At 42.9% G+C, this 15,948-nt stretch carries 13 protein-coding genes; 7 read left to right on the forward strand and 6 right to left on the reverse strand.

What is annotated here, in order from left to right; translation table 11 throughout:
* Positions 1–44 precede the first annotated feature (44 nt).
* On the forward strand, positions 45–3,191 hold the full coding sequence (ccsA, locus tag ACQZ43_RS13875; RefSeq protein WP_430613283.1) for a cytochrome c biogenesis protein CcsA: 3,147 nt from the start codon (positions 45–47) through the stop codon (positions 3,189–3,191).
* A 351-nt stretch (positions 3,192–3,542) separates the two neighbouring features.
* On the opposite strand, the gene ACQZ43_RS13880 is transcribed toward ccsA, so the two are convergent.
* From ACQZ43_RS13880 to rocD, 5 genes are all read right to left on the reverse strand, one after another.
* Positions 3,543–4,151 (reverse strand): outer membrane beta-barrel protein, encoded by a 609-nt coding sequence (locus ACQZ43_RS13880; protein ID WP_430613284.1) that lies wholly within the window; start codon positions 4,149–4,151, stop codon positions 3,543–3,545.
* Between the two features lie 209 nt (positions 4,152–4,360).
* Positions 4,361–4,516 carry a hypothetical protein gene (locus ACQZ43_RS13885; RefSeq protein WP_430613285.1) on the reverse strand — a complete coding sequence of 52 codons (156 nt, stop codon included), beginning with the start codon at positions 4,514–4,516 and terminating at the stop codon, positions 4,361–4,363.
* Positions 4,500–5,057, reverse strand: a complete 558-nt coding sequence (locus ACQZ43_RS13890; protein ID WP_430613286.1) for a hypothetical protein — start codon at positions 5,055–5,057, stop codon at positions 4,500–4,502. Before ACQZ43_RS13890 ends, ACQZ43_RS13885 begins: the two co-directional genes overlap by 17 nt.
* A 5-nt stretch (positions 5,058–5,062) precedes the next feature.
* Positions 5,063–5,671: a bifunctional nicotinamidase/pyrazinamidase gene (gene pncA / locus ACQZ43_RS13895; RefSeq protein ID WP_430613287.1), complete on the reverse strand. Its 609-nt coding sequence runs from the start codon at positions 5,669–5,671 to the stop codon at positions 5,063–5,065.
* 57 nt (positions 5,672–5,728) lie between these two features.
* A complete protein-coding gene (gene rocD, locus ACQZ43_RS13900; RefSeq protein WP_430613288.1) occupies positions 5,729–6,967 on the reverse strand; it encodes an ornithine--oxo-acid transaminase in 1,239 nt (412 codons plus the stop codon).
* Between the two features lie 277 nt (positions 6,968–7,244).
* On the opposite strand from rocD, the gene rlmD reads away from it, so the two are divergent.
* The 5 genes from rlmD to ACQZ43_RS13925 all read left to right on the forward strand — a co-directional run bounded on the left by rlmD (position 7,245) and on the right by ACQZ43_RS13925 (position 12,763).
* On the forward strand, positions 7,245–8,660 hold the full coding sequence (rlmD, locus tag ACQZ43_RS13905) for a 23S rRNA (uracil(1939)-C(5))-methyltransferase RlmD (RefSeq protein WP_430613289.1): 1,416 nt from the start codon (positions 7,245–7,247) through the stop codon (positions 8,658–8,660).
* 191 nt (positions 8,661–8,851) lie between these two features.
* Positions 8,852–9,370 (forward strand): DUF6452 family protein, encoded by a 519-nt coding sequence (locus ACQZ43_RS13910; protein ID WP_430613290.1) that lies wholly within the window; start codon positions 8,852–8,854, stop codon positions 9,368–9,370.
* Positions 9,345–10,097, forward strand: coding sequence for a DUF6048 family protein (locus ACQZ43_RS13915; protein ID WP_430613291.1), 753 nt, complete (start codon positions 9,345–9,347; stop codon positions 10,095–10,097). Before ACQZ43_RS13910 ends, ACQZ43_RS13915 begins: the two co-directional genes overlap by 26 nt.
* A gap of 308 nt (positions 10,098–10,405) precedes the next feature.
* On the forward strand, positions 10,406–10,828 hold the full coding sequence (locus ACQZ43_RS13920; protein ID WP_430613292.1) for a hypothetical protein: 423 nt from the start codon (positions 10,406–10,408) through the stop codon (positions 10,826–10,828).
* Positions 10,829–10,954: 126 nt separating this feature from the next.
* Positions 10,955–12,763: a hypothetical protein gene (locus ACQZ43_RS13925; protein ID WP_430613293.1), complete on the forward strand. Its 1,809-nt coding sequence runs from the start codon at positions 10,955–10,957 to the stop codon at positions 12,761–12,763.
* A gap of 48 nt (positions 12,764–12,811) precedes the next feature.
* Here ACQZ43_RS13925 and ACQZ43_RS13930 read toward each other — a convergent pair whose 3' ends face one another.
* Positions 12,812–13,921, reverse strand: coding sequence for a hypothetical protein (locus ACQZ43_RS13930; protein ID WP_430613294.1), 1,110 nt, complete (start codon positions 13,919–13,921; stop codon positions 12,812–12,814).
* A gap of 251 nt (positions 13,922–14,172) precedes the next feature.
* Here ACQZ43_RS13930 and ACQZ43_RS13935 point away from each other — a divergent pair, with 251 nt between their 5' ends.
* Positions 14,173–15,945, forward strand: coding sequence for an amidohydrolase (locus ACQZ43_RS13935; RefSeq protein ID WP_430613295.1), 1,773 nt, complete (start codon positions 14,173–14,175; stop codon positions 15,943–15,945).
* Positions 15,946–15,948 lie beyond the last annotated feature (3 nt).

Below are 15,948 nucleotides of genomic sequence, written 5' to 3' on the forward strand. Positions count from 1 at the left end.
GGTTATTTTTGTTGGATTAAAAAAAAATCAACTACAACTAAATCATGGATAAAAAAATTATTGCCTTTTTTTCGTCTACCCGACTGATGGCTGTTTTATTTATTGTGTATGCTGCTGCATTGGGTATTGGTACTTTTATCGAGGACCGCTACAATACGGATACAGCCAGAATCATGGTATATAACGCCAAATGGTTTGAAGCCATTATGCTTATTTTCGTTTTCAACTTTATCGGTAACATCAAACGTTACCAACTGCATAAAAAGGAAAAATGGGCAACTCTTTTGTTACACTTGTCCTTTATATTAATTATATCTGGTGCTTTTGTTACGAGATACATCAGTTTTGAGGGAATGATGCCCATCCGAGAAGGAGAGGCGGTCAATCATTTTTTCTCCGACAAGACCTTTCTAACGGTTATGGCCGATGGAGACTATCAGGGCGAGATGAAGCGCTTGACTTTTGAAGAACCCAAATTGATGTCGGCAGCGACGGACAATCACTTCAAAATGAAAAAGGAGTTTAATGGAATTCCCTTTGAAGTGGAATACAAGGACTACATCATGGGGGCTACCGAAGTGGTTCAAGCCGATGAAAGTGGCGTATTTTTTTTAAAAATGGTGGAATCCGGTGATGGCGATCGTCACGAGCACTTTTTAAAAGAGGGCGAAGTCACCAGTATACACAACGTATTGTTCGCCTTTAATCAGCCTACAGCTGGAGCGATCAACATTCATAAAGAAGGAGATAACTACAGCATAGACACGCCTTTTGAAGGAGATTTTATGCGTATGGCCGACCAATTTAAAGGTCAGGTTGCCAAGGATACCAAACAAGATTTAATGTTTCGTTCCCTATACAACGTAGCGGGAGCTCAATTTGTTTTTCCAGACTTGCCGATCAAGGGTAAGATTGTTTTAAAAGCCAGTGACGACTACAAAGACGCTCGTGCAGAGAATGCCTTGGTTTTGACGGTTCGCACCCAAGGGCAAGAAAAAGAAGTTATCTTAAAGGGAAGCAAAGGCCGTATGGGTGTTCCTACAGCCATTCAACTGGGCGACTTAGAGTTTACGTTGATGTTTGGTAGCAAGAGCTACGAAACGCCTTTCAAAGTGCAATTGAACAAATTTATAGCCGACAAATACCCCGGAACCGAAAAGAGCTATTCCGCTTTTGAAAGTCAGGTGACGGTAATCGATGCCGATACGCAATTTGACGCGCGTATCTTTATGAATAACGTATTGGATTACAAGGGCTACCGCTTTTTCCAAGCGCAATTTGACGAAGATGAAAAAGGAACGATTTTATCGGTGAATCACGACTGGTGGGGAACCTGGATTACCTATATCGGTTATACCCTATTGTATATCGCCATGTTAGCGATTTTATTTGACAAAAACACTCGATTTAACGATTTACGAATTAAACTCAATAAAGTGAGAGCCAAAAAAGCCAAATTACTATCCCTTTTACTATTGTTTTGTTCTTTTGGAGCATGGGCACAAGCCCCGACCAACCACAACCACAACATACCGAATTTACCGCAATTGGACTCCTTGCTCAACGCGAGTAAAGTATCTGAAGCCCATGCCGCACATTTCGGATCTTTGGTCATACAAGATGCCAGTGGGCGAATGAAACCCATCAATACTTTTTCGTCTGAATTGTTGAGAAAGGTGAGCAAATCCGACCATTACCAAAAGATGACTTCCGATCAGGTATTCCTATCGATGTCTCAATTTCCGCAATTGTGGTATAACGTGCCTTTAATCGAACTCAAGCGCGGTAACGACAGCTTAAGAGCGACCATAGGCGTGGATAAAAAAGCAAAATATGCGGCATTAGTTCAGTTTTTTGACGACAAGGGGAATTACAAATTGGGCAAATCATTAGACGATGCCAATCACGCCTCGGTAAAAAACCAGTTTCAGAAAGACTTTATCGAAGTAGATACCCGTGTCAACTTGTTATACGCCGCTTTAAGCGGAAAAATATTGACGATTTTCCCGATACCCAACGATGCGAACAACAAATGGGTTTCGTACCTGGAGTTGAACGAAGCCGGTATGACGGGCATTGATTCCACCTATACCAAAAACATTTTACCGCTTTATATGACGGCGCTTTTAAAGAGCATCGAAACCAAGGATTACACCGCTGCGGACGAATTTTTAAATTCCCTACACGGGTTTCAAAAGAAATACGGTGGCGAAGTGATTCCCAGCGACAACAAGGTAAAAGCAGAAATGCTATACAACAAATACGACGTGTTTAAATCGCTCTACTCCTACTATATGTTGGCGGCGATTGTCATGTTTATATTTATCATCATTCAGATTGTTAAGCCGGCAAAATTTGCGGTTAAGAGCATTAAAGTACTAACGGTTATCGCATGGATTTTATTCGTTGCACACACCCTGGGTTTAATCATGCGTTGGTACGTATCGGGTCACGCTCCTTGGAGTGATGCCTATGAATCGATGATTTACGTCGGTTGGGCAACCATGTTATTCGGTCTTGTCTTTGGACGCAAATCCGAATTGACCATTGCAGCCACGGCCTTTGTAGCTGGTATGATTTTGTGGACAGCCCACTTAAACTGGATGGACCCGTCGATTGCCAACCTGCCTCCTGTTTTAAACTCCTATTGGTTAATGATACACGTGGCGGTTATCGTTGCGAGCTACGGTCCGTTTACCTTGGGAATGATTTTGGGAATCGTCGCTTTGGTTTTAATGTTGTTTACCAACAGCAAGAACAAGGCAAAAATGCAACTCAACATCCAAGAAATCACCTATATCAATGAAATGGCCTTAACCGTAGGATTGGTGCTGTTGACCATTGGAAACTTCCTCGGCGGTCAATGGGCCAATGAGAGTTGGGGACGTTATTGGGGATGGGATCCAAAGGAAACCTGGGCCCTAGTCAGCATTATGGTGTACGCCTTTGTTATTCACATGCGTTTTGTTCCGGCCTTAAGAGGTACGTGGATTTACAACTTGATCAGTATATTGGCGTTCTACGCGATTTTGATGACGTATTTCGGCGTGAACTTCTACCTGACTGGATTGCATTCCTACGCCAAGGGAGACAAGATTATCACACCGGATTTCATTTATATTTCCGTGGCCTTAGTGGGCTTGTTGGGTCTGTTTTCCTACTTTAAGTACAAGAAGTATTTCAAGAAATAAACCTATACCTATCCAAAACGGGGCTGTCTTCTAACGCGAGACAGCCCTTTTTTTTCGCACTACTTTTCCTTCAACCGATAGTTTTATTGAATATCAAATCCACAGCCGTTTATAATCTTATATAAAAACACAGAGGCTATCCTTTTTTAACGGCCTCCTTGTTTTTTAATCGCTAAGCTCAGTTCTTGCCTCTCCTATACTGATGACAGCAGGAGATGAAAACCCGTTGAAAAGTGGCGTAAATACGCTACAGCAACTAAGAGGATTAGCACGGCAGATACCTGAGAAGACAGCCAACAAAAAAAGCTATCTTTCGATAGCTTTTTCCTATTTGTATGATAAGTAATAATGTTATTTTCCTAAGAAAATTTGGAAACCTACGGCTACACCTAACCCGTTTTGAGCGGTAGCAGTTGCTGCGTTAGACTTGCTGTAGTTGTACCCTACTTCGGCTTCTAAAGCCACATTACGAGATACGAAGTGCGAATAACCTAAACCTACACCAAAGGCGAAAGAGGTTTCGTTTGTATTTTCCGCTGTTAAAGAAGTACCGCTGATTCCAATTTTACCATTTCCGTAAAATCGTCCGGTTTCGCTAGCTCCTTCAGGAAAGTAATATCTAGCAAAGGGCATAACAGAATAATTCCAGTCATTGTCTCCGCCTTTCACCGTTTGGAAGCCCACTCCGGTCTCCAAACCAATTGCAATTCCGTCCGTAATAAAATAGCCTGCTTTTGGCATTACATTAATATTGAAATTCTCCCCTTCAAAACTATAACCCAAAGAACCTATGGCTCCACCAACCATCCAATTTCCTTTTTTTATAGGAGTCATTCCTACTTTTTCAGACAATTTTGGTGTCTCAATTGAATTAATCGTTGATTTCACTGATTTGGATTGCGCATTTACCGACACTAATCCGCCTAAAATTAAAGCAGACATCAAGAATAAATTTTTCATAGAATTACTTTTTTAAAGTTTGAGTTAAATACTTAAATTTAGTTACTACTAATTTAATCAATTTTAGTTTTACCAACTAATAAAACTTAAAATAAAAATTATTTATTTGATTAATAATAACACAAACACCATACCATAACCAATTTATTTTAAAAAAAAATATTAAATTCATGTAAGTTTGCATAATTTTCGATAAATATCACATTATCCTATTTATTGTTTTCTACATTCTTAATTTGGTGGTACTTTCTTTCCATTTCCTTTATTTGCTGCTTTCTTTGCTCGGTGGACTCTTTTATTTTCCGCTTTTTCTGATTGGCTTTTTTCAGATGGTCCAGGCGATTGGTTTCATTTCTTCGTCCCATGTAACAATTCTTTTTTTAGGTTTATCAGACTGGTATTAGTGGTTATCAATTCCCCAATAATCCACGTTCGTGTAGAAATAATATCCACTGCGCCCAAGTATTTGGCCCAATCGTCCGAGGCAAAGAGTTCTTTGATTTGTTTGACGACCTTTGCCGTATCTAGAGCAGACCGCAATAGCGCGCGCTGCTCGTACTCGGTTTGCCGCTTGCAGTGGTGTTGATAGCTCACTTGTTCCGCTTGCCAATCGACTTGGACAAAAAAGAGTTTTTCCGTATCGTTATTGGGAAAAAAGTCGGTCCACAAGGCGTATCCCCAATGGTATCCATTTTGCTTGCCTCCGCTGCCCAGTAGGCGCCAACGGCAGTTCGCCGCCCTACCCCAGTGGTTGGCGTAGCGATACACGCCCTCTTGGTCGAAATAGTATTCGCTGCCCGAGGCACTTTTGTAGTTGGGCAGCTTTTCCTGCAATTCTTCGGGCATCACTTCGCGAAACTCGCAAAACGTGTGTTTAAAAAAATTGTAGCGATTATATTTTTTCATCTCTTTTACAAGGCTTCTTTAGCGTTTAAAATTTGGATGCCTTTTTTAATCATTTCTACCTTTGCTTCTTCCAAGGCTTGTTGCGATATAGCTTGGGTGGCAAAGTCTAAAAAATAGGTTTTAAAGCCCGCATCTACTGCGTCCATAGCCGAATAGTAAACACAGAAATCCGCGGCCAAACCCGCCACGTAAACCTGCGTTACTCCGCGACCTAATAAATAGGCCGCCAAACCGGTATCCTTGCGTTTGCCATTGTCGAAAAAACCGCTGTATGAATCGACGGTTTTATCCATACCCTTGCGAAAAATAGCCTCTACCACTCTGGAATCCCATTGGGTAGAAAATGCAGCACCCGGGGTATTTTGCACGCAGTGAACGGGCCACAACACTTGAGGAAGACCATGCAGGTCAATTAAATCAAAGACATGATGACCGGGGTGTTCGGACGCAAAACTCTGATGATGGGGCGGATGCCAATCCTGAGTGGCTACCACCAAATCAAAATAGGGTTGGATTTCGTTGATCATCGGAATGATCTTATCGCTATCGCTTACGGCTAATGCGCCTCCTTCTAAAAAGTCGTTTTGAAGATCGACTACAATCAGTGCTTTCATCGCTATATGGTTTAAAAAAAACTCGCTCCAATATAGAGCGAGTAAGTTTAACAAATTTTATTTCTCAAACGCTTTTAGCGTGTCCACTATAATGCGCACACAGTCCAAGATCTGTTCTTCGGTCATGACCAAGGGCGGCGCAAAGCGAATGATATTACCGTGGGTTGGTTTAGCCAGCAAACCGTTGTCGCGCAAGGCCAAACAAATATTCCAAGCGGTATCGCTCTCTTCGGTATCGTTGATTAAAATGGCATTTAACAAGCCCTTTCCTCGAACCAAATTGCAAATCGTACTGTTTTCAATGTATTCATTTAATTTAGCGCGAAACAACTGTCCTAAAACTTCTGCATTTTGCGCTAAATTTTCTTCTTCAACCACTTCTAAAGCCGCGATAGCCACTGCCGCTGCGATTGGATTTCCACCAAAGGTAGAACCGTGCTGTCCCGGTTGAATCACATTCATGATTTCATCGTTTGCCAAAACAGCCGATACGGGATAAGCCCCTCCTGAAAGCGCTTTGCCCAAAACCAAAATATCCGGTTTTACATTTTCGTGATCCACGGCCAATAGTTTTCCCGTTCGCGCGATACCCGTTTGCACTTCGTCTGCAATAAACAAAACATTATGCTGCTCACACAGGGCTTTTGCCTGTGCTAAATATCCCTCTGAAGGTACGTATACTCCGGCCTCCCCTTGTATCGGCTCAACCAAGAAACCGGCTATATCTTTATGCGTCTCCAAAACCGTTTTTAGCGCTTGTATATTATCGTATTCAATCGCGATGAATCCCTCGGTAAACGGTCCGTAATTTTTACGAGCGTCCGGATCGTTAGAAAAAGAGATAATCGTCGTAGTACGCCCGTGAAAATTGTTTTCACAAACGACAATCTTCGCCTGATTTTCTGCAATTCCCTTCTTTTCATAGGCCCATTTACGGCACAATTTTAAAGCGGTTTCCACTGCTTCGGCCCCCGAATTCATCGGCAATACTTTGTCAAAGCCAAATACCTCGGTAATCTTCTTTTCGTAAACCCCCAGTTTATCGTTGTAAAACGCCCGAGAAGTCAACATTAGGGTTTGGGCTTGTTCCGTTAGCGCAGCCACAATTTTCGGATGGCAGTGCCCTTGATTAACCGCTGAATAAGCCGATAAAAAGTCGTAATATTTCTTTCCTTCTACATCCCAAACATAGACGCCTTCTCCCTTGGTTAAAACCACGGGTAGTGGATGGTAGTTGTGGGCTCCGTACTTATCTTCTAACGCTATGATTTCCTGTGAAGTTATTTTTTGTGACATCGATTTATAGATTTGAATGAATATTGTTTAAACACTACTGCAAAGTACTCAAAAAATAAGAAAAAATCCTATTCCAACAGCAAATTCAAGGTCAATTAATCGCGTGTTTTATCCTTTTTACACCATATAACCCATGCGATTAGCAGCATGTACTAAAAACAGGGCTGTTTGCTCCAAATAGAATAGCGAAAACCCCAGTTATTCAGATTAAAAATGAATAGCCAATAATTTTATTTCAAAACGAGCAACGAATCAAACAAAGCATTATTTTTGCGGCATGAGAAAAAAGACAGAAAGAATCGTATTCGAAAACGTAGAAGTCCTTGATGCAGGTGCAAAAGGCGTTTCGGTAGCTAAGGCTCCAGATGGAAAAGTGATATTTATTCCAAATGTAGTTCCCGGAGATGTAGTAGATGTGCAAACCGTCAAAAAGCGCAAAGCGTATTACGAGGGTAAGGCGATCAACATACATCAACTTTCAGAACACCGCATAGAAGCGGTTTGCCAACACTTTGGTGCTTGTGGGGGTTGTAAATGGCAAAACATGAAGTACAGCCAACAATTGTTTTACAAAAACCAAGAGGTTTACAACAACCTAAAGCGAATTGGCAAGGTAGAATTGCCGGAATTTGAGCCGATAGCCGGTTCGGAAAAGACCTTTTTCTACCGCAATAAAATGGAGTTTTCCTTTTCCAATGCGCGCTGGCTTACCGATAGTGAGGTACAGAGCGGTGAAGAATTCGGCAAGGAAAACGCCTTGGGCTTTCACATTCCAAGAATGTGGGATAAGATTTTAGACATTCAAAAATGTCATTTGCAACAAGATCCTTCGAACGACATTCGAAATGAGGTCAGACGTTTTGCCAATGCCCACAACATCGCCTTTTTTAATCCGAGAGAAAATACGGGCTTGTTGCGTACTTTAATGATACGCACGGCTTCTACGGGAGAAATCATGGTGTTGATTCAGTTTTTCCACGAAAACAAAGTGGAACGCGAACTGCTTTTGAATTTCTTAGCCGAGCGCTTCCCGGAAATCACTTCCCTTCAATACGTGATTAACGGCAAGGCCAACGATACTATTTACGATCAGAAAGTGAAGCTCTTCAAAGGGCGGGATTATATCTTGGAGGAAATGGAAGGTTTAAAGTTTAGCATTAACGCAAAGTCTTTTTATCAGACCAATTCCGATCAAGCCTACGAGTTATATAAGATTACCCGCGATTACGCTGGACTAACCGGCAACGAAGTGGTATACGATTTGTATACCGGTACCGGAACCATCGCGCAGTTTGTCTCCAAATTAGCCAAAAAGGTGATCGGTGTGGAAGCCGTACCGGAAGCCATAGAAGATGCCAAATTAAACGCTACGCGTAACGAAATCACCAATTGTGAATTTTATGTTGGCGACATGAAAAATGTCTTTAACGACGACTTCATCGCCCAGCACGGTCAGCCCGACGTGATCATAACCGATCCACCTCGCGATGGGATGCACAAAGATGTCGTGGCGCAAATTTTAAAAATTGCCCCGCAGAGAATCGTATATGTCAGCTGTAACTCTGCTACACAAGCCCGCGATTTGGCCTTGATGGACGAGATGTATCAAGTGACTCGAGTTAGACCTGTAGACATGTTCCCACAGACCCACCACGTGGAAAACGTGGTCTTGTTGGAAAAACGCGTACAATAAGGCAATACAAGCAACCTGATCCCCTTAAATTTCGGGAGTACGATTGGGCAGTTCACCCAATAAGTTCCTAAATTGTATAAAAACCATAAAAAGCATTGCTATTTGCAATGCTTTTTCTTTCTGATGCCTTTAGATTTATTACTTTTGAAGAATTATAATAAATTGACAGCAGTTTAAAACAAGTCGCTTTTATGAAAAAAACAGGTTTATATTGTGGTATGCTTTGGATACTTCTGGGAATAGCCGGTTGTGAAAAGGATGATATCTGTCCGGAAACCACTCCAACAACACCCAGTGTATTTATACGATTTTTTGATCGCCTAGACCCCACCAGACCTAATTCAGAGGGAACTTTAAAGTACTACGAATCCGAGAACGAAAAAACAGTTACGCGTTCGGGCAGTGAAATCAAATTGCCACTGCGCTTAGACAGGCAACAAACCGTTTGGGTGTTAGAGCTCACGACCCTGGACAATGCAGGTGCCGAAGTGGTTCGACGAGACACCCTATCCTTTAAATACGAATTGGAAACCCTTTATGTGAGCAAGGCCTGCGGATACAAAAACATCTTTACCTTGGTAGACAATTCCACGGTAGAAGAAAATCCGCAACTCAACCACAATGGCGTGGGAAATTGGATTAATCGATACCAAATCATGACCACTAATATTACGACAGAAGCCGATGAGCACATTAAAATATATTATTAGTTTTAGTTTCGTCTGTCTGTCCACGATTGGATGGGCACAAGACACGATAACACATTACTATCCGCAGCGATACGGCCTACGGGTAGGAACCGATTTATATCGCGCGGCGCGAAATTTTTACGACAAGGATTACAGCGGCTTTGAAGTCGAAGCGGATTACCGCCTGACCAAGCGCTGGTTTGCCGCTGCCGAATTGGGAAGGGAAAAGATAACCAAGGACGAAGATCAATTGAACTTCACCAGCGACGGTTCTTTTATAAAGGTGGGTGTGGATTTTAATTCGCACGAAAACTGGATGGATTTGGAAAACATGATCTATGCGGGTTTCCGCTATGGTTTTGCTACTTTTTCCCAAAATCTCAATTCGTATACCATTTACAACCCCAATTCCTATTTTGACAAAACCCTTGAAACGCCTAACAAAAAATTCAGTGGTTTGTCTGCGCACTGGGTTGAATTTGTTGCGGGTATACGCACTCGGGTATTCGACAATGTATTTTTGGGATTCAGCGTGCGATTAAACGGTATGGTGCATCAAAAAGAACCCGAAAATTTCGAGAATCTATACATTCCCGGTTTTAATAAAAAATACAGTGGTGGTATCGGTGTGGGTATGAATTATACCGTATCCTATTTGATTCCGCTTTACAAATCGAAAAAGAACCAGAATCCGGTTACCGAGGAAAACCCCTTGGAAAAGACTCCTGAACCCCAAGCCAAAAAATAAATTGGCGTACCTATAAAAAAGCGACCCCTTGAAAGTGTTTTCAAGGGGTTTTTATTTTAAACGTTGTAGCCGCCCCTTGGCAAGTCAAGGTTTAGTCGCTGTCCGTTGTCTCCTCTTCCCGAATCCGATCGATTGCCGTTAAGCAAAAGTCCTCAACAGCCCCCTGCCTTGATTTACAAAAAAACACAAACCGCTATTTACCAATACATTAAAAATCATGTAGACGTTTTGTAGACACTGCAAACGGGTTTAATCCGAGCATAGCCCATATCTTTGCCAACATTAATAACTTTTAAATAAATAGTGCTATGAAAAAAGTGTTTTCAAAAAAAATGATGGCTTTCAGCTTTTTACTAACTGTAGTATTTGCCTTTAACGCTTGCAGCAGCAGTGACGACAACGGCGGATCTATTGGCGGCTATAAAACAACCCCAGTCGAATACATGGAGGGAAACTACCGCGGATTCACAGGTAAAGATGAAGCGACAGCCATCGTTACCATAGTCAACGGAGACCAAGCGCTACTCATAGTAAACAATACGGTTACTGGTACTAAAACCACGGCAACGGTATATGTGGAAGGTATGGCTATGCTCGAGGGCATTGACCCAACGGTATTGACAGCAGCTGGAGAGACACCCAGTGTTGCTTACAATCACAAAACCAAAAAATTGATTATTGCAGGCAGACAGGGCGGCGTTACCATGACATTCAGCGGTAATAAAATCTAAGTTTTCCTCTTTATCTTAATTAGTCCCTTACAAATAAAGATATTGTCTTATATTATAGACAATATCTTTATTATTTTTGCTAAATTGCATAATAATAACTTTAAAATTATTATTATTTAATATATAATGATGGCTACTAATCGCTATATGCTGCAATTTCGGCTTATACTACTGCTACTGCTGCCTTTTTTTTCGTGGGGACAGGACAGAATTATCGATTCTCTAGAGGTGTTGCTTCAAGACGAGACCCTAACGGACCGCGAGCGTATTATTCCGTTGTCGCAATTGGCACTCTATTACAAAAACGATGCGAGCAAAGCGATTGCCATGGGACAGCAGTCAATTGACCTGGCACAAAAACAGCGCGATCGACAGTATGAAATCTATGCGTATTCGCAAATGGGTATGATTTACGCCTTGTATGGCGATGTGCCCAAGTCTTACGAATACCTTACTTATATCCAGAATGCCATTAAGAACAGCAAAGAAAAAGATGCTTTGGCTTTTGGATATAACAATATGGGCGTGATAAAGTTGCTCTTGGGCGATCAGGAGGGACTGGAAGATGTATATACGTCTTTGAGCCTCGTAGCCAAAACCGATTACAAGCTGCTGGCTTTAAATTACAGCATCTTGAGCAATTACTACCTCTCCGATGTGGACAGTGCGGAAAAATACTCACAGTTAGCGGTTGCAAATGCCTTAAAAAGCCATGATTATCACACGCTTTGCTATGCCTATTCCGTACGCGGGGTGCGCTATTTGGCCGAGTTCGAAAAGACGCGCAAGCCCGAACTCTTGGATTTGGCCTTGATGGCATTGGAAAAGGCGGCAGCGGTTTACAACCAACATCCGGGGTATGTGCGCAACAGTGCCTATATCAACATCGTTACCAACCTGCTCTACGTATACCAATTCAAATACGAACACCAACCCGACCCCAACTATTTGCAGGCGGTAGACCGCTATACGAAACAAATACTGGAATTGCCGATGGAAAGCAATGAAGACTACGTCATCAATCACTATATGATTCGCATCAAGTCTGCGATGATTCGCAGCGATTTAAAGGCGGCCGAAGCGCTGTTTTTAGAATTGATCCCCGTGGTTTCACTATACCCCAAGCAATTCCGCAACAAATACGAACTCCATCGGCAATTGGCACTTATATACGAAGAAAACGGCAACTTCCAAGAGGCTGCGCACTACTTTAAAGCAGCCAATACCTACTATCAACAGTTCTATGACGACAAGTATACCAAAACGGGACAACAGCAAAATGCCAAGTTTGAACTCGCTAAAAAGGAGATCGAATTCCAGGAAAATCAATACCTGATGCTCATCGGTTTAGGCGCCGTTTTAATCGTTCTCATATTCCTAATCGTCTTTGTGGTCCAATTTACCAAACAGAAAAAAGAAGAAGTGCTGTTGTACGCTAAGATAAAGGAAGAGGAAGCCAAAAATTTAGAAATCGCCAAAATCAATGCCGAGTTACACGCGCAACTGCAGACAGAAGAAACCCAACGCCTGCAAAAAGAAGTACTGGCCAAAAACATACAGGTTTCTCACAAAAACGAAATTTTACTCCATTTAAAGCAAGATTTGCAAAGCGATATCCCGATCGACACCCAACAGCTCAATAAAATACTTAAAAACGAGAATTTACTCGACAAAAAATTCGAGGAATTCGAGCGGATAATACAGCAAACACATCCGGAGTTTTACAGCCGCCTTCAAGAGCAAGCACAGCAGAAGCTAACGGCTTTAGACCTGAAATACTGCGTGTATATCTTTATGCAAATGCCCTCTAAAGAGATGGCGGATCTACTCCATGTCGAATTAAAAACCATCCGTATGAACAAGTACCGGCTCAAACGCAAATTGCGACTAGACAAGGCGGAAAAACTCGAGGAATTCATACAAAACATCGTTTAACCGACGCGTTGGAACTTAGCCACGCCCCCTTACTGGCCGTTTGCCGTATTACTTGAGCCTTTTCAATTGCAGCTGTATGGTATCGCCGTATAGCATCCAATTCCACTGCATCTCCTGCTCGGTAAATCGAGAAACCTTTATCGCAATGGTGTCGGGCGCATTGGGATTGCGCTCATAGGAAATCAGCTGTAAGTCGCCCTGCTCCGCATCGTATTGGTATTGGAGGTACAGGCTGCGTTCCGCTTCGAACACATAGGGATTCGGACATAAATAAAGCTGGTTTCGTTTTTCGAAATAGACGGTTTTCCAAGCGGTGGAATCCTGAAGCCATTGATTTTCTGGCACCGATTTTCCGTTGCGCTCCAAAGTCTCCACCTTCCATTTACCCAGGTACTTGACCGGTTTGTCTTTGTGTACGACAAACCACACAAATCCAAAAGCCAGTCCAATGCTCAGCAGTCGGGCTGCGTTTCGAACAGCGCGCTTCCCCACCTTGGGCAAGGCAGCGCGGTAATTCCAAAAAAGGGCTAGTAATTCCTTGCTATACAAGGTGAGCAGGTAAATTAATACCGCGGTATAGACCACGGAATTGATAAAAGCACCTGCGGATATGTGATAAAACTTATTGATCAACACCACGTTTAACAGTATGGGCAACAGCAAGGCTATTCCTGCTAAGGTCGTTCGACGAAAGAGCAGCAGCGCACCGCCAATAAGCTGACAAAGCCCTATAATAAAGCTGAGCTCGTAGGAATACGCAAAATAATTCCAGGTCAACTCCGACCCGGTTAGGCTGCTTACCAAAGAATCGTCCAAGTGGTAGGCCGATACAAATTGGGCGTTAAACAATTTGGCGAATCCGTAAATCGACAAGAAAAAGGCCAAGCAGTACCTCAAAATTCCCTGGAGGTAAGCATGCGTTTTAGGCGAGTCAAAGGTTTGTGTGCTTGCCGCCCTATGCCAGTATATCGCGAAAAACACCGCAAAAAACACCGAGGCAATCAAACTGGAAATCATCAGTACGGGAAAATACTGCATAACCTTCTGAGGCAATAGGGTAACAAATCCCAAAGCGAAATTGGTTAGGCATATAGCCGCTAAGAGCGACTCGATAAACTTTTTCATCCAACTGCTGCGACGGGGAGTGACTGTGGTCATACTTTCGATGTTTAAACGCTGCGAAGGTAATTTTTTTAACAATTCATTAAGTCTTTTATTTAAAAAAAAACAAATTTACCCGTTGTCCTCTTCAAAGTAGCAGTCTTTTTTTCAATTTTATACCTTCGCGCTTAAATTGAGCCACAAAAAAAACCTATTAGCCTAAAATTTTATCTTTATTCCCAAGCACAGTGTTAAAATAACCAATATCTTTACGAGAGTACACTTATTCACTTCCAAAATAAAGGACTATGAAACTTCGAACACTATTATACCTCTGCCTGATCGTTAGCCTATCCGCTTGCAAAAACAACACGGCCAAAGAAGACAAAGCAGACGCGATGTATTACGGCGGTACTATACTGACTATGGAAGAAGAAAATCCGGAAGTCGAAGTGGTACTCCTCAAGAAGGGTAGTATTTTATACGCCGGATCAAGACAGGACGCCGCGCCCTACCTAGACGAAAAAACGGCACAAATCGATTTAAAAGGCAAAACGCTGATGCCTGGTTTTATAGATGTTCACGGTCATTTTACGTCCAGAGCAGGCATGATGGACGTAGTCGATTTATCGCCCTCGCCCTATGGTAGCGTCAATTCCATACCGGATTTGCAACAGACGCTAAAGCAGCAACTCGAAAAGCAGCCCTTGGCAGCAGGACAGCCGTTAATCGGCAACGGTTATGACGATGCCATCATGGTGGAACACCGGCATCCGACCAAAGCGGAATTGGATGCTGTAAGCACTACTATTCCCATCATCATCATACACGCATCGGGCCATGCCAGTGTGGGCAACAGTGCCTTGCTGCAACTCTTGGGACTCAACGACCAATCCAAGGATCCCGTTGGCGGGCATTTAGGCCGAGATCCCAAAACGGGGAAATTGACGGGAAAACTCGAGGAAAACGCGAGTTTTATGGCGCTGTTGGCCGTCACTCAAAAGGCGGATCCCCAAGGGCATCCCAATATTCAAGAGGGCGAGGACACCTTTGTGATCGGTACCGACAGCTTGCAAGACGCTGCTTTAAAAAACTTGTTAAAGGCACAAGAAGAATGGTTGAGCTACGGTCAGACCACAATATGCGATGGCAGAACCATGGGCGAGAGCATCGGTTTGTTAAAAGAGGCCGCTGCGAAGCGGTTGTTTAAGGCCGATATAGTCTATTTTCCCGATTACGAAAGTGTAAAAGCCGATTTAAGCGCGTATATACCCGATTATATGAAATATCACAATCGCTTAAAACTGGCGGGCTTTAAGTTTTCAAACGACGGGTCGCCCCAGGGCAAAACCGCTTGGTTAACACAGCCCTATTTGGTTCCTCCAGAAGGGCAAAAAGCCTCTTATAAGGGTTTTCCCATATTTACCGATAGCGTTTTATACGCCGATTTAAAAACCTTGTTTCAACATCGTATTACGGCCCAATTACACGTCAATGGCGACGCTGCCATCGATCAGGCGCTACGAGTGATTGAGCGCTTAAAAAACGAACAGCTCTACAAACCCGAACTCCGAGTGACCTTGATACACGTTCAGAACAGCCGCCCAGATCACATTCAAAAAATCAAAGATTTGGGATTGATTCCCTCCTATTTTTCCACACATACCTATCTGTGGGGCGATTGGCATTATTCCAGCGTATTTGGACCGGAGCGCGCCGCTTTTATCAGTCCGGCTCAGTCGGCTTTAAAAGCGGGAATTCCCTTTACGATTCACCACGATGCGCCGGTAACGCCTCCCGACCTCATAACGGCGGTTTACGCAGCCGTCAATCGAAAAACGCGCTCCGGTCGTATATTGGGTCCCGACGAACGCATCAGCCCTTTAGAAGCCCTAAAAGCGATAACGATTCGAGCCGCCTACCAATTACAGGAAGAAGACCGCAAGGGCTCTTTAAAAGTGGGTAAATTGGCCGATATGGTGATCCTCAGTCAAAATCCATTAACGATACAACCGGAAAACCTCCGCGACATCACGGTTTTGGAAACCATAAAAGAAGGACTTAGCGTTTATAAGAAATAGGCT

It is taken from the genome of Flavobacterium sp. JP2137, assembly GCF_050562195.1.
Classification (GTDB): domain Bacteria; phylum Bacteroidota; class Bacteroidia; order Flavobacteriales; family Flavobacteriaceae; genus Flavobacterium.

Coding starts and splice junctions, on each gene's coding strand:
- ccsA (WP_430613283.1), top strand. CDS start 45: ATGGATAAAAAAATTATTGCCTTTTTTTCGTCTACCCGACTGATGGCT.
- ACQZ43_RS13880 (WP_430613284.1), bottom strand. CDS start 4,151: ATGAAAAATTTATTCTTGATGTCTGCTTTAATTTTAGGCGGATTAGTG.
- ACQZ43_RS13885 (WP_430613285.1), bottom strand. CDS start 4,516: ATGGGACGAAGAAATGAAACCAATCGCCTGGACCATCTGAAAAAAGCC.
- ACQZ43_RS13890 (WP_430613286.1), bottom strand. CDS start 5,057: ATGAAAAAATATAATCGCTACAATTTTTTTAAACACACGTTTTGCGAG.
- pncA (WP_430613287.1), bottom strand. CDS start 5,671: ATGAAAGCACTGATTGTAGTCGATCTTCAAAACGACTTTTTAGAAGGA.
- rocD (WP_430613288.1), bottom strand. CDS start 6,967: ATGTCACAAAAAATAACTTCACAGGAAATCATAGCGTTAGAAGATAAG.
- rlmD (WP_430613289.1), top strand. CDS start 7,245: ATGAGAAAAAAGACAGAAAGAATCGTATTCGAAAACGTAGAAGTCCTT.
- ACQZ43_RS13910 (WP_430613290.1), top strand. CDS start 8,852: ATGAAAAAAACAGGTTTATATTGTGGTATGCTTTGGATACTTCTGGGA.
- ACQZ43_RS13915 (WP_430613291.1), top strand. CDS start 9,345: ATGAGCACATTAAAATATATTATTAGTTTTAGTTTCGTCTGTCTGTCC.
- ACQZ43_RS13920 (WP_430613292.1), top strand. CDS start 10,406: ATGAAAAAAGTGTTTTCAAAAAAAATGATGGCTTTCAGCTTTTTACTA.
- ACQZ43_RS13925 (WP_430613293.1), top strand. CDS start 10,955: ATGATGGCTACTAATCGCTATATGCTGCAATTTCGGCTTATACTACTG.
- ACQZ43_RS13930 (WP_430613294.1), bottom strand. CDS start 13,921: ATGACCACAGTCACTCCCCGTCGCAGCAGTTGGATGAAAAAGTTTATC.
- ACQZ43_RS13935 (WP_430613295.1), top strand. CDS start 14,173: ATGAAACTTCGAACACTATTATACCTCTGCCTGATCGTTAGCCTATCC.